This is a genomic window from Pseudomonas sp. FA-1, from assembly GCF_056856075.1.
On the sequence record NZ_JBWXTH010000010.1, the window covers coordinates 117,457 to 131,536 of the forward strand.

Below are 14,080 nucleotides of genomic sequence, written 5' to 3' on the forward strand. Positions count from 1 at the left end.
TGCCGCGACTGTCTACGGCGCGGCAATGGAGTTCATTCGAACATAGCTGCAACTCACGGATTTTGCCTTGCGTGGCGCTGCAGGCCGATTATGCTGGCGGCACGTTTCGACCTTTGGAGGCTGTCATGTCCCGTGCGTTGCCCATCGTTGTCATGCTGCTGTTCCTGGCATTGTGGCTGGCGGCCAGTTATGGCGTGCGCTATGGGTTGATGGAGGAGGGCCGTTGGGTCGGGCTGTGCAGTGTGCCGGGAGAACATTGGCAATGCCAGGCCCGTTCGCTGTTGGGCCTGGGGATCCATTATCAGGTGCTGGGGTGGGCCGCGTTGGGCGCCTCGCTCTTGGCACAGGTGATACCGGGACGCGGCGGTTGGTGGCTGGCGCTGCTGGGGCTGGTCTTCGGCCTGCCGGCGCTGGTGCTGTATACCGCGAGCCTTGCGGTGTTCGCGGTGGTGCTGTCGGGGTTGCGGTTGGTCAGGCAATCGGCCTGATACGGGGGTTGCCTGTGAGATCGAGCGCCGCGTGGGCGGCGCTCGATCCTCACGCCTTGCGCAAGCTTCGCCACAACGCCGCGACCATCATCCCGCTCACGACCGCCCAGCCCCACGCCTGCTGGCTCGTCAGCCCTTCGATGAACAACTGCGGCGCGATCCCCGCCCCGACGATGAACGCCAGCAAGGCCACCTCCGCCCGGGGCGCCGCCACCGGCCGCAGCAGGTAGACCAACGCCGGCAGCACCAGCGCTGGGGTAGGGAAGCTGCGATAACGTGCATCGAACACCATCGCCAGCATGCTCACGGCTGCCGCGAAACCTGTGGCCAGCAGCCACCAACCCGCCCGTTGCTCGAGCCAGGCGAACAAGCGTTGACGCCAGCCATCACGCGCCGCCAAGGCCAGCGCTCCATGGGCCAGCACCACCAGGTTCAACCCCGCCAATCCTGCTGCCCACGCCCATTCGGCGGCAAAACGTGCATGGGTGCGCATCAGCTCGCCCCACAACCCCAGGCTGGCTGCGCCTACTCCCGCCAGCAGCGGCAACGCCAGTGCTGCGCGTTGGTTCGCGGGCTGGCCGGCCAGCAACAAGGTGAGCACCATCAAGCCGGCGCCTGCCAGATACCATTGGCGCCAGTAGGGCAGGTTGCTCACTGGGCCTTCGAGTACGCCCTTGTCCTGTCGGTCGGCATCGTACAGCCCCCAGTAGCCGCCCACGGCACCTTCGCTGGCGCGTTTCCATGGCTGGTCGAAGGCTTCGATCAGGTTGTAGCGCCAGCCATTGGCCTCCGCCAGGGCCACGAAACCGCGGATGAACCGTGCCTCGTTGGCCCGGCTCGGCACGGCGGTCTCGCGCTGGCGGCCTTCGCTGGGCCAGCCGGTTTCACCGATGAGAATGTCCTTGGGGGCGAAGCGCTCGCCGAACACCCGACGCACCTGGGCCACGTGGGCGAGGGCGTCATCGATGCCGCGCGGGTCGTCCTCCCAGTAGGGCAGCAGGTGGATGGTCAGGAAGTCCACCGCCGGGGCCACCTGGGGATGCTGCAGCCAGAACTCCCAGACATCGGCGTAGGTCACCGGGACCTTCACCTGGCTTTTCACCCGGGCGATCAGGGCGGCCAGGCGTTCGCCGGTCACTTCCTTGCGCAGCAACGCCTCGTTGCCGACGATCACCGCAGTCACCACGTCGGGGTTGGCATTGGCCGAGGCGATCAAGGCATCGACTTCCTTGTCGGTGTCCACCGGGTTGGCGTTGACCCAGGCGCCGAGCATCACCTTCAGCCCGTGCTTGCGGGCCAGGGCAGGGATGGCCTCAAGGCCTGTCATCGAATAGGTGCGGATGCACTGGAATCGCTCGGCGAGCAGGGCCAGGTCGGCATCCATGCGCGCCGGGCGCAGGCGAAACGGCTGGTCGAACGGCGACTGGTCCTTGTCGAACGGGGTGTAGGAGGCGCACTGCAGCTTGTGTGTCGAGCTGGCCGCGTCGGGTAGGTGAACCGGCCTGCCGAGCCCGTACCAGAGCGCGCCGAGCCCGGCCAGGGCCAGCAGGCAGGCGAGCAGGTACACAGGCAGCAGGCGGGTGGCACGGGGCATCGGGCGGTCCATCATCGGCGGCAAAAGGCTAGATGATAGCTGCAAACGCTCTAGATCAGGCATCTACCATGCAAGGATCACGCAGGGTAGGGAAAAGCTGGCGCACTGATGGCGAAGTGCTGTCGCTGATCGTTCGATAAAGGTCGCGCACAGAGCAGGTCAGCTATTGTGTGAAGTTGATGATGCAACTTCCGAGACCTGACGAGGGGATGCTTTGATGAAAATGCGACGTTTCCTGGGAGTGGGTGCAGCCCTGGTATTGGCCATGAGCGCTGCGCAGGCAATGGCCAAAGAAGTAAGCATTGGTTACGTGGATGGTTGGTCCGACAGTGTGGCAACCACCTTCGTGGCCGCCGAAGTGATCAAGCAGAAACTCGGTTATGACGTGGACCTCAAGCCAGTCGCCACCGGCATCATGTGGCAGGGTGTGGCTACCGGCAAGCTCGATGCCATGCTGTCGGCCTGGCTGCCGGTGACCCACGGGGAGTACTGGGGCAAGAACAAGGACAAGGTGGTCGACTACGGCCCCAACTTCAAAGATGCGAAGATCGGCCTGATCGTGCCTGAGTATGTCAAGGCCGCGAGCATTGCCGACCTCAAGACCGATGCAAGCTTCAAGAACAAGATCGTCGGCATCGACGCCGGCTCCGGTGTGATGCTCAAGACCGACCAGGCCATCAAGGACTACGCCCTGGACGGCTACAAGCTGCAGGCGAGCTCTGGCGCGGCGATGACTGCGGAGCTGGGTCGTGCCTATGCCAAGCAGCAGTCCATTGCCGTGACCGGCTGGGTGCCGCACTGGATGTTCGCCAAGTGGAAACTCAAGTTCCTCGAGGATCCGAAAGGCGTCTATGGCGCCGCCGAAACCGTCAACAGCATCGGCAGCAAGGAGCTGGCGAGCAAGGCACCGGAAGTGGCCGAGTTCCTGAAGAACTTCCACTGGAACTCCAAGGATGAGATCGGCGAAGTCATGCTGGCCATCCAGGAAGGCGCCAAACCCGAAGCCGCCGCCAAGGACTGGGTCGCCAAGCACCCTGACCGCGTGAAGGAATGGACCGGCAAATAATTGCCCTGTAGCCCAATCGCGGGGCAAGCCCGCTCCCACAGGTCCAGCGATTGCACTGGCCCTGTGTGGGGCTTGTCCCGCGATTGGGCTACTTGGGTTGTTACCGATCCTGTAAAACACTTTCTCATCTAAGACTAAGGTCGTCTGGTTGGCAGCCTTCGGCAGCATAAAGTAAGGGCGGGTTCTCCCTTATTTGTGCTGCTGCTAGGACAACAACAATGAACGACAGCATCTACCAATCGATACAGAACAGCCCCCGCTTCAAGGAGCTTGTCACCAAGCGCGAGCGCTTCGCCTGGATTCTCTCGGCGATCATGCTCGGCCTCTACTGCGGCTTCATCCTTCTCATCGCCTATGGTCCTCAGGTACTGGGCGCCAAGCTCAGCCCCGAGTCGTCGATCACCTGGGGCATCCCCCTGGGCGTCGGCCTGATCGTCGCGGCGTTCGTCCTCACCGCCATCTACGTACGCCGTGCCAACGGCGAGTTCGATGAGTTGAACAAGGCCATCCTGAAGGAGGCGCAGCAATGATCCGCCACTCAACCAAAGCCCTGGCCGTCCTGGCCTGCGGCGCTTTCGCACCCGCCGTGTGGGCCGCCGATGCCCTGACCGGCGAGGTGCACAAGCAACCGCTCAATGTCTCCGCGATCGTCATGTTCGTGGCCTTCGTCTGCTTCACACTGGGCATCACCTACTGGGCCTCCAAGCGCAACAAGTCGGCCTCCGACTACTACGCCGCCGGTGGCCGCATCACCGGCTTCCAGAACGGCCTGGCGATTGCCGGTGACTACATGTCGGCAGCGTCCTTCCTGGGGATTTCCGCCCTGGTGTTCACCTCCGGCTATGATGGCCTGATCTACTCGATCGGCTTTCTCGTCGGCTGGCCGATCATTCTCTTCCTGATCGCCGAACGCCTGCGCAACCTGGGCAAGTACACCTTCGCCGACGTCGCCTCGTACCGTCTCGGGCAGAAAGAGATCCGCACCTTGTCGGCCTCAGGCTCCCTGGTGGTGGTGGCGTTCTACCTGATCGCCCAGATGGTCGGTGCCGGCAAGCTGATCCAGCTGCTGTTCGGCCTGGACTACCACGTCGCGGTGATCCTGGTGGGGATCCTGATGTGCCTGTACGTCCTGTTCGGCGGCATGCTGGCCACCACCTGGGTTCAGATCATCAAGGCCGTGCTGCTGCTCTCCGGCGCCAGCTTCATGGCGCTGATGGTGATGAAGCACGTAGGCTTCGACTTCAACACCCTGTTCTCCGAAGCGATCAAGGTGCACGCCAAAGGCGAGGCGATCATGAGCCCGGGCGGCCTGGTCAAGGACCCGATCTCGGCGTTCTCCCTGGGCCTGGCCCTGATGTTCGGTACCGCTGGCCTGCCGCATATCCTGATGCGCTTCTTCACCGTCAGCGACGCCAAGGAAGCGCGCAAGAGCGTGCTCTACGCCACTGGCTTCATCGGCTACTTCTACATCCTGACCTTCATCATCGGCTTCGGCGCGATCCTGCTGGTCAGCACCAACCCCGACTTCAAGGACGCCGCTGGCGCCCTGATCGGCGGCAACAACATGGCGGCGGTGCACCTGGCCGATGCCGTGGGCGGCAGCGTGTTCCTGGGCTTCATCTCGGCAGTGGCCTTTGCCACCATCCTGGCGGTGGTCGCCGGCCTGACCCTGGCCGGCGCCTCGGCGGTGTCCCATGACCTGTACGCCAGCGTGATCTGCAAGGGCAAGGCCAACGAGAAGGACGAGATCCGCGTCTCGAAGATCACCACCATCGCCCTGGGCGTGCTGGCGATCGGCCTGGGCATCCTGTTCGAGAAGCAGAACATCGCCTTCATGGTCGGCCTGGCGTTCTCCATCGCGGCCAGCTGCAACTTCCCGGTACTGCTGCTTTCGATGTACTGGAAGAAGCTGACCACCCGCGGCGCCATGATCGGCGGCTGGCTGGGCCTGGTCAGCGCGGTGGGCTTGATGATCCTCGGCCCGACCATCTGGGTGCAGATCCTTGGCCACGAGAAAGCCATCTACCCGTACGAATACCCGGCGCTGTTCTCCATGCTCATCGCCTTCGTCGGTATCTGGTTCTTCTCGGTCACCGACAAATCCAAGGCTGCTGAAGACGAGCGTGCACTGTTCTTCCCGCAGTTCGTGCGTTCGCAGACCGGCCTGGGGGCCAGTGGGGCGGTGTCGCACTGACCTGTGCTTGCTGTAAAGAAAACGCCCCGCTCGCCGGGGCGTTTTCTTTTGGCCTAGGACGTTTCGTAGCAAGGTAGGAGGTTTCGCCGATTCATTGGGAGCCGTCTCATTCACGCCAGGGCTTGGGCTCATCACGCTTTCCCATTCGGGCGCGTATAGGGCGATAGGAAATTTCATCAAGGTGCCAGGAAGCATCCTATTCGAGTAGCTCGGCGTTTTCCTCATGCTGTTGGTTTTGCTGTGTCGGGCGGTGCCCGGGGCAGGCGAACGGTCGTGAGGAGTCATGAGAAACATGAAGCGACGTGTGGGCGCCCAGGTCGCCAAGTGGTTGCGTGGCGGTTTGCTGGCCTGGCTGGCGATATTCGGTGCGGGCCTGGCCGAGGCCGCGCAGGTGCAGATCAACGTGGTCTACCGTGATGGGAAGCTGCTGTTCGATTCGCCGCCGGCACCTTATTGCAGCCTCTGGCCGGAATTGTGCACCAACGGCCAGACCGTGGCATTGCCGATCAACTACTACAAGACGCTCGATTACAGGGGAGGGCAACGGGACCAGGTGTACTACCAGTTGCCACCCAAGCAAACAGGAACGCTGACAGGCATGACGGGCGACGCCTACCCGTTCGATTTCCAGTTCCTGAACTTGGGCGTGTCGGTAGAAACATCTCGCATTGAGGATAACCCGGCCCATTTGCCTTTTTATGGTAGTTGCTCAGTACTTCGCCGGGGGCCACCCAACGTGACGTGGGCGAAGGTCGTCCTGCAGATCGATAGCAACAGTGGGGGGCCTTGTTACGCCAGCACTCCGCCGCGATCCTACACATACAGGGGGACGGTACGGGATATCGGTGCGTCCTACCACCTGGGCTTACCGCCCCTGCAGCAGCTCAAGCCCGGGCGATACAGCGGCAAGGTTTCCTATCGTGTCGGCGACCGCGGCGACATCGACTTCGGGAACCGGGTGACCATCGCTGATAGCCAGCTGGATGTCTGGGTCGAACTGACCGTCAGCCGCGATATCCAGGTGGACTTTCCGCCAGGCACCGACCGCGCGATCCTGGAACCACCTGGTGGCTGGAACAACTACCCCGGTGGCAAGCCCCCTAAGCTGCTCGCACGCGATATCCCGTTTCGTATTTCCATCGACGGTCCCGTCGGCGTGTACTTGAGTTGCCAGTACACACTCACCGCCGAAAGCTGCGGCTTGCGCAACCAGAATGACCATGAGGTGCCGGTCACGGTGCAGATGACCTTGAACGGGACGACCTCCGAGCGTCGTGGGGCGGTCAGGGTCCCGTTGCCCACTGTCGAGAGCGACAAGCGTCTGTTCGTTCCCAGTCAGCCTTTGCGCAACCAGCCCGGCACGCTGCACTTCAAGGTTGACGGCGAGGACGTATCGCGCATGCTCGAACATCCCGGCAGCACCTACAAAGGGTTCGTCAACGTGATTTTCGACGCAGCCATATAGCGTTTCGATGCTCGTACGATTCGGCACTACGCCGCTGCGACATGCACCTATTGGCTGTTCGAGTGCTGGAAGTTGTCTGACGTAATCATGGGAAATTTCTTACTTAGTTTAGGAGGTGTCCGACTATTCATGCGCATCAATCGGCGAACAATAGTTCCTTGGTAGTCAATTGGCCACTATCAGATTCCTACAAGGCCAAATGCTGATTTGTAAAGGATGACACTCCATGAAAGTTTTGATCGTGGACGACCACCCCTTCATTCGTTCCAGCGTGAGCACTCAGCTGCGCCAGGACCGTCTGGAGGTGGTCGGCCAGGCGGACAACGGCGTCGATGCCGTGCGCCTGGTTCGCGAGTGCTCGCCGGACCTTGTGGTGCTGGACCTTGTCCTGCCGGACATGGACGGGCTGCAGGTACTGGTGCGTATCCGTGAAATGCCGCGGCCGCCCAAGGTGTTGGTGCTCACCTCCCAGTTGGCCGACTACTTTTCCTTGCGCTGCATGCGCGCCGGTGCTTCGGGGTTTCTGTCCAAGAGCGACAACCTGCAGGAGTTGAGCAAGGCAGTGCGAGCCCTGCGTTCGGGCTACAGCTATTTCCCGGACGTGTCGTTCAGCTCCGTCAACCACGGCGACATGGTCGCCAGCGAGGCCCAGCTCATCGCATCGCTGAGCGATCGCGAAATGATCATCCTCCAATACCTGGCCCGTGGCATGAGCAACAAGGCTATCGGTGACCTGATGCTGCTCAGCAACAAGACCATCAGCACCTACAAGACGCGCCTGCTGGAAAAACTCAGGGTGGGCTCGGTGATCGAGCTGGCCGACCTCGCCCGTCGTAATTTCCTGATCTAGAACCCCTCCCGTGCCCTTACGTCTCTTATTGGCGGCCTTGCTCTACAGCATCGCCGTAGCGTTCGCTCATGGCGGACCACTGCTCACCCCGCCCACCCTCCCGGCGGGGGCCAGTCTCGATCTGGACAACCGGCAACTGCGTTGGCTGTGGGAGCACCGGGCCTTGCGCCTGGGCGTGATCGACCAGGAAAACCCGCCACTGGATATCCTCGGCACCGGCTTGTCATTCGAAGGCATCACCGCCGACTATGCCGGCCTTGTGGCTGCGCAGCTGCGCTTGCAGGTGCAGGTCGAGGTGTTCCGCAGCTTCGAGGATGCCGCCACGGCCTTGCGCGCCGGGCGTATCGACCTGCTCGGCTCGGTGACTGCGCAGCGCGCCCTGGAAGCCGGCCTGCGCCTGTCCCGGCCCTATGCCAGCGACCAGCCGACATTGCTTGGCCCGACGCCGAACGGCCATGCCGTGGCCAACGCCGACATGCCGTTCCGCCTGGCGATGCTGGAGGGCTATCGGCCCGTGGCGCAAGTCCGCGCCCGCTACCCCAAGGCGCAGATCCAGACGTACCCATCGCCGGCCAGCGCCCTGGCCGCGCTGGCGCTCGACCAGGCCGACCTCTACCTGGGCAGTGCCTTGGGCGTGCGCTACGTGCTGGGGCGCAACCAGTCCGGGAGCATCGAGGAAATCGGCCGGGCAGGGCTGCCTGAACAGGGCGTCGGGTTTGCCATGGCCGATGATGGCAGCCCCTTGGCGCAACTGGTCGACCTGGCCCTGGAAGGCCTCACGGTGCCCCAGCACCTGGGCGTGCGCAGGCGCTGGCGGCCCATCGTGATCGATACCCACCAACCCGAGCCGCTGCAACTGAGCGAGGCCGAGGAGCGTTGGCTGCATGACAACCCCCGTGTCACGGTGCTGGCGGACGAGCAGCTGCTGCCCTTGAGCTACCGGGATGCCAATGGCAAGTGGCGCGGCATGAGCCTGGATATCCTGCAATTGATCGGTCGCCGCACGGGCTTGCATTTCGATGTACAACCCGGTGGCACCATCGAACAGATGATCAACCGCCTGCGCCAGGGCCAGGCACAGTTGATCGCCGGCTTGCCGGACAGCCCGGGGCGCAGGCGCGAGCTGGCCTTCAGCCGTGCCTACCTGAGTGCATCGCGGGTGCTGGTCACCCGTGACGAACCCGACGCCCCGGTCGAGCTGGCGCAGCTCGAGCGCCGGCGCTTGGCCCTGGTCAAGGGCAGTGCCGTCCAGGATGAGCTGGGGCGACGCTACCCGCTGATTCGCCAAGTACCGATGGCCACGCCGCTGGAGGCCCTGCATGCGCTGGCTCGTGGCCAGGTCGAAGGTGCAGTGCTGACCTTCGATGATGCGCGCCCCTTGATCACCCGCTGGTACCCCGGGCGCCTGAAGATAAGCGCCAGCCTGGCCCTGCCGCCAGTTCACTTCGCCCTGGCCAGCGTACGCGGCGCCACCGAGCTGCAGGGGATCATCAACAAGGCCATGCTCAGCCTGGCGCCACAGGAAATCGACTCGCTGGTGCGCCGATGGCGGAATCCGATGATCGTCGCCGATGGCTTGTGGCCGCGCTATCGCGCCAAGGTCATGGTCGGTTTCGCCGTGGCGATGACCCTGTTGGTCATGGCCATGCTGTGGATCCGCTACCTGCGACGTCTACAGCTGCAACTGCGCAGGGCCAAGCAGGAGGCCGAGCAGGCCAACCAGGCCAAGACCCATTTCCTCACCACCATGAGCCACGAGATCCGTACCCCGCTGCACGCCGTGCAGGGCATGCTCGAGCTGGCCCAGCGCAAGGCCGCCCATGGCGTGCTCGACCGCCTGGCCATCGAAGTGGCCAGCGATGCCGCGCGCGGCCTGCTCGAGCTGATCGGTGACATACTCGATATCGCGCGCATCGAGGCCGGGCACCTGCAGTTGGTGCTCGAGCGCGTACGCCTGTATGACCAGGTGGCGCGGGTGGTGCAGTTGTTCGAGCAGCAGGCCAAGGGCAAGGGGCTGGAGCTGCGCTTGGAGACCCACGGGCAGGTCGACGCCCATGTCATGCTCGACCCGCTGCGTTTCAAGCAGGTGCTGGCGAACCTGCTGAGCAACGCCATCAAGTTCACCCAGCAGGGGCAGGTACGGGTCGTGCTGCAAGCCAAGGCACAGGCGCAACGGCTGCAGGTGGAGCTGCATGTGCAGGACACCGGTATCGGCATCGACGCCTCGGAGATCGAGGCGCTCGGACAATTGTTCCACCAGGCCAGCAACCAGCGCCAGTCCGCGCGCAGCAGCACCGGCCTGGGCCTGGGGATCAGCCGTAGCCTGTGCCAGATGATGGGCGGGGGGCTGCGTCTGCACAGTGTGCTGGGGCAGGGGACGCGGGTAGAAGTGAACCTCGACCTGGCGTTGTTGCCCGAAGGCGAGGCGAGTGAACCTGCCGATGCCCCCTACGTCGCTGGCACCGAGATGCGCCTGCGGATCCTGGTGGTGGACGATTATCCGGCCAACCGGCTGCTGTTGGCCCAACAGCTTGACTTCCTCGGGCACCAGGCGCGGGTGGCCGAAGATGGGTCGCAGGCGCTGCGCTTGTGGCTGAAGGAGCATTTCGACGTCGTGATCAGCGATTGCAATATGCCGCGCCTCAACGGCTATGCCCTGGCTCGGGCGATTCGCGAGCACGAGCGGCGTAGCGGCCGGCCGCGGTGTCGGTTGATCGGCCTGACGGCCAGCGCCATGACGCGCGAGCGACGACGTTGTCGTGCCGTCGGCATGGATGATTGCCTGTTCAAGCCCCTCGGGCTGGACAGCCTGCAACGCACCCTGGCCAGTTGCATGCAAGCGGCAAGCGAGGAGCAACCGATGCTCGATCTTGCGCACCTGGATCATCTGGTGGGCAAGGACCAGGCCGCACTCAAGGCCTTGCTGCGTGACCTGCGCAGCAGCAACCGGGAAGACCTGCAGCGCCTGGAGTCGCTGGGCGACGATGCGGTGGCCTTGGCGGAGTTGGCGCATCGGGTCAAGGGTGGCGCGCGAATCGCCCGGGCCGACCGTTTGTATGACCTGTGCGAGCAGCTCGAGCGCAGCTGCGCGGCCAAGCCTGTGGTCATCACCACGTTGCGTCGGGATGTGCAGGCGCTGCGACGGGTGATGATGCGCCTGGAGCGGCAGCTGGCGCGGGAGGCCGCCCGTGGCGCACCCGGCCAGGGTTGAATGATCTGGCATGGGAAATTTCCACAAAACGCTCGGAGCGGTCCTGTATTTGTGGCTGCGGCCCTTGCTGATAATTCTCTCCGTCAGCCACCAAGTGCTGATTGAAATTTTCAGTTTTTCAAGGAGATGAATGAATGAAAGCGCGTTTTCTGGCTATCCCTTTCCTGGCGTTGGCTGCGGGCTCGGCATTTGCCGCTGAAACCATCGAGAAGCAGGTCCAGGTCATCGCCACGGTTCCGACCGCGCAGTTCTATGTCGAGCCGGTCGGAGACTGGATGAACGACCCGCAGGAGCTGCGCTTCAATTCCCAGCGCGGGGACTTCGGTGAGGTACGCCGCCAGTTCCAGGCCAAGAGCACCATCGGCCCGATCAAGGCGTTCCTGACCACCCAGCCGGAAGTGGTCAGCGGTATCGACAAGTTCAGCCTGAAGGTCAGCATGGCTGGCAAGGACCTGGGCCTGACCCCGGTCGAGCTGCTCAACCAGGCCCAGGCCAGTGCAGGCACCACGATGGACTTCCTGATCAGCGCCGAGAAACCTGCAGGGGGCTATGTGCCTGGCAACTACATGGGCATGGTCAACATGATGTTCGAAAGCGCAGCACCTGGCGGCGCCTGATTCTCCTCGCTTCCATACCCCCTTCAACATCCATAGTCTCCCTTGGCTGCTCGGCACCTGCCGGGCAGTCGGGGGCGGGCATTGCCTATGGAAAAGGTCATGTTCCACTTTTCTGCACGTTACCGTCGCCTGCGCCATTGGCTGGCCTTGGGTGCTTGCCTGGCGCCCTTGCAAGGCTGGGCCCAGGCGCCAACCCCGCCGTCGGTGGTGCATCAGTTCGAAGGCCTGCCCCGGGAGTTCGAGGCGCATTTCTTCGATGTGCCATTGGCGGTCCGGGTCGAGCTGGATGGGCGTTACCTTGGGGACGCCATGGTTATCCTGACCCGTGACGAGCGTGTGCAGATGCTCGAGTTCACCGATGTCATGGACAGCCGCGAACCCCCTGCGCTGCGCCGCGTCTGGCAGGAGCGGCTGGCCGCCGGGCGCCTGTTGGGCGATTGCACGAAAAACTGCCCGGACGGGTTGCAGGCCATCCACTACAGCCTGGCCAATTCCCAGCTTTCCTTGCTGACCTCCAACGCCGAGAAGGAGGGGCAGCAGGTGCGTTATCACCGCATGCCTGAAGGCGGCAGCCTCGGGTTGTTGCTGCGCAACCAGCTCAACCTGGTGCATGACGGCACCGACACCACTGGCCGCGTCGCTTTCCAGGGCCAGGGCAGCCTGGGCAACTGGACCACCTACGCCGATGCCCAGGCCGACCGTGTCAGCCAGGGCGAGGATGGCACGCGTTATCGCATGGACCAGCTCTACGTCGAGCGCTTGCTCGAACAGCATTTCTTTCGCCTGGGCTATTTCACCCCGGGCGCGCAAGGCCTGACCCGCCAGCCCACGCTGTTGGGCGACAGCCCCGACACGACCCTTGGCGTGATGTTCGGCAGCAGCGACAGCCTGTTGATCGACAACGGCCAGCCCAGTTCCACGCCGATCTACGTCACGCCCAACCGCCAGGGCATCGCCGAGATCTACCGCAACGGCGTGCTGATCAACAGCCAGCCGGTGCAGCCGGGCCTGCAGACCCTCGACACCCGGGTATTGCCCGGCGGGATCTACCAGGTGGAGGTGCGCCTGCTGGAGGACGGCCAGGAGACCTCGCGCACCGAGGCCTTCATCTACAAGCCGTCGAACTGGAGCAACCCCGAGAGTCGCTGGCGCTACAACCTTTACCTCGGCCAGCAGACCAGCCTGCTGACCAACTGGGACTACGAGCGCCGCGATGGGCTTGGCGCCGGGGTGATGTCCAATTACCTCCTGCATCCGCGCGCCGTGCTCGGGCTTTCGGCGCAGCATGTGGACGAGAGCATGCAGTACGGTACGTCGCTGGACTGGGATGTGCTCGAACGCCTGAAGTTCTACGGCAACATCAACTACACCGAGGAGCGGGGTACCGGGTACGACCTGCAAACGATCCATACCTATGACCAGGGCTCGCTGGTAGTGAGCCATAGCCAGTCGTGGCTCGAGACCGGGCGGCGGGTGCGGGGCGAGCCGTCCGTGCAGGAACAGCGCAGCCAGTCGAGCCTTTCGCTCAACCATCGGGTCACCCAGCGCAGCAGTGCGACCCTGCGCCTGTCCCACAGCAGCGGGGCGGCCAGTGGTACGGGCATCGACCTGGGCTGGGTGTTCTACGGCAAGATGTTCGGTACCGACACCAACTGGCGGCTGTCGGTGTTCGACCGGCCGGGTACGTCCAGCAGCGGCGATGCACGCAGCCGTGGTGTCAACCTGAGCCTTAGCATGAACCTTGGCGGCCCCGGCAAACGTATCGCCGCGACCCTCGGGAGCCGTACCTCGCGCGACGGCGGCAACGACCGGCATGGGTCGCTTTCCTACCAGCAAGAGGTCGACTTCGGCCCGCTGCAAAGCGTCGGTGCCAGTACCACCTTCGACCGCTACGGCATCGGGTTCGGTGGCAATGCCCAGTTCCTGGGTGAAAGCCTGCAAGGTGATGCCTATGCCCAGACCTCGACGATCGACAACGCGCTCAGCGGAGGCCTGAACCTGCAGAGCATGGTCGCCTTCGGCGCAGGCAAGCTGGCCGTGAGCGGCCAGTACCTGTCCCATGAGGCAGGCCTGATCGTCGATGTGGATTCCGACATGCAAGGCCTGAAGCTGCGTGCCGACGACTACCAGGGCACCAGTGCCGTCCTGCATCCAGGGCGCAACATCATCCCGGTCACGGCGTTCAAGTCCGGTTACGTGCAGTTCGATTTCGAGGGCGCCGATGCCCCGGCGGCGGTGATCCAGCCTTCGAGCCTCGACTACCACCTCAACCGCGGTGGCGTGGAGTACCGCCAGGTGCACGTGATGCGCACGGTCACCGTGCTGGGCCGGTTGATCGACGAAAAAGGCCAGCCTATCCGCGGGGCCCATGTGATCAACCATGCCAGCCGAGGCGTGAGCGAAGTGGATGGCTATTTCTCGGTGGAGATGAGCCAGACGACACCCACCCTGGAGATCCGTCAGGCCGGCGCCGTCAGTTGCCTGTTGAGCCTGCCGCTGGACACCTTGGTGCATGAAGGGGATGTGGTGATGGCCGGCGACCAGGTCTGTCGAACCGCCAGCCTGGCCGACCGGGGCGATACCGGTCGAGGCTGA

10 protein-coding genes are annotated in these 14,080 nt (G+C 63.7%); 9 read left to right on the forward strand and 1 reads right to left on the reverse strand.

The window, feature by feature from the left end; all coding sequences use genetic code 11:
- The first annotated feature begins 125 nt into the window (after positions 1-125).
- A complete protein-coding gene (locus AC1MHZ_RS18220) occupies positions 126-488 on the forward strand; it encodes a hypothetical protein (protein WP_482966748.1) in 363 nt (120 codons plus the stop codon).
- Between the two features lie 49 nt (positions 489-537).
- Here the strand turns inward: AC1MHZ_RS18220 and AC1MHZ_RS18225 are convergent, their stop codons facing one another.
- Positions 538-2,094 (reverse strand): glycoside hydrolase family 17 protein, encoded by a 1,557-nt coding sequence (locus tag AC1MHZ_RS18225; protein ID WP_465002215.1) that lies wholly within the window; start codon positions 2,092-2,094, stop codon positions 538-540.
- A 205-nt stretch (positions 2,095-2,299) separates the two neighbouring features.
- Between AC1MHZ_RS18225 and AC1MHZ_RS18230 the strand changes: the two genes are divergently transcribed.
- The 8 genes from AC1MHZ_RS18230 to AC1MHZ_RS18265 all read left to right on the forward strand — a co-directional run bounded on the left by AC1MHZ_RS18230 (position 2,300) and on the right by AC1MHZ_RS18265 (position 14,080).
- Positions 2,300-3,148 carry a glycine betaine ABC transporter substrate-binding protein gene (locus tag AC1MHZ_RS18230; RefSeq protein ID WP_084854882.1) on the forward strand — a complete coding sequence of 283 codons (849 nt, stop codon included), beginning with the start codon at positions 2,300-2,302 and terminating at the stop codon, positions 3,146-3,148.
- A gap of 218 nt (positions 3,149-3,366) precedes the next feature.
- Positions 3,367-3,678: a DUF485 domain-containing protein gene (locus AC1MHZ_RS18235; RefSeq protein ID WP_084854883.1), complete on the forward strand. Its 312-nt coding sequence runs from the start codon at positions 3,367-3,369 to the stop codon at positions 3,676-3,678.
- A complete protein-coding gene (locus AC1MHZ_RS18240; RefSeq protein ID WP_084854884.1) occupies positions 3,675-5,342 on the forward strand; it encodes a cation acetate symporter in 1,668 nt (555 codons plus the stop codon). The genes AC1MHZ_RS18235 and AC1MHZ_RS18240 overlap by 4 nt, the downstream gene beginning before the upstream one ends.
- Before the next feature lie 292 nt (positions 5,343-5,634).
- Positions 5,635-6,807 (forward strand): hypothetical protein, encoded by a 1,173-nt coding sequence (locus AC1MHZ_RS18245; protein WP_465001812.1) that lies wholly within the window; start codon positions 5,635-5,637, stop codon positions 6,805-6,807.
- Between the two features lie 226 nt (positions 6,808-7,033).
- Positions 7,034-7,657, forward strand: coding sequence for a response regulator transcription factor (locus AC1MHZ_RS18250; RefSeq protein ID WP_084854886.1), 624 nt, complete (start codon positions 7,034-7,036; stop codon positions 7,655-7,657).
- A 10-nt stretch (positions 7,658-7,667) separates the two neighbouring features.
- A complete protein-coding gene (locus AC1MHZ_RS18255; protein WP_482966749.1) occupies positions 7,668-10,868 on the forward strand; it encodes a transporter substrate-binding domain-containing protein in 3,201 nt (1,066 codons plus the stop codon).
- A gap of 134 nt (positions 10,869-11,002) precedes the next feature.
- Complete coding sequence (locus AC1MHZ_RS18260) at positions 11,003-11,485, forward strand: CS1 type fimbrial major subunit (protein WP_084854888.1); 483 nt, start codon at positions 11,003-11,005, stop codon at positions 11,483-11,485.
- A 99-nt stretch (positions 11,486-11,584) separates the two neighbouring features.
- Complete coding sequence (locus AC1MHZ_RS18265; protein WP_465001814.1) at positions 11,585-14,080, forward strand: CS1-pili formation C-terminal domain-containing protein; 2,496 nt, start codon at positions 11,585-11,587, stop codon at positions 14,078-14,080.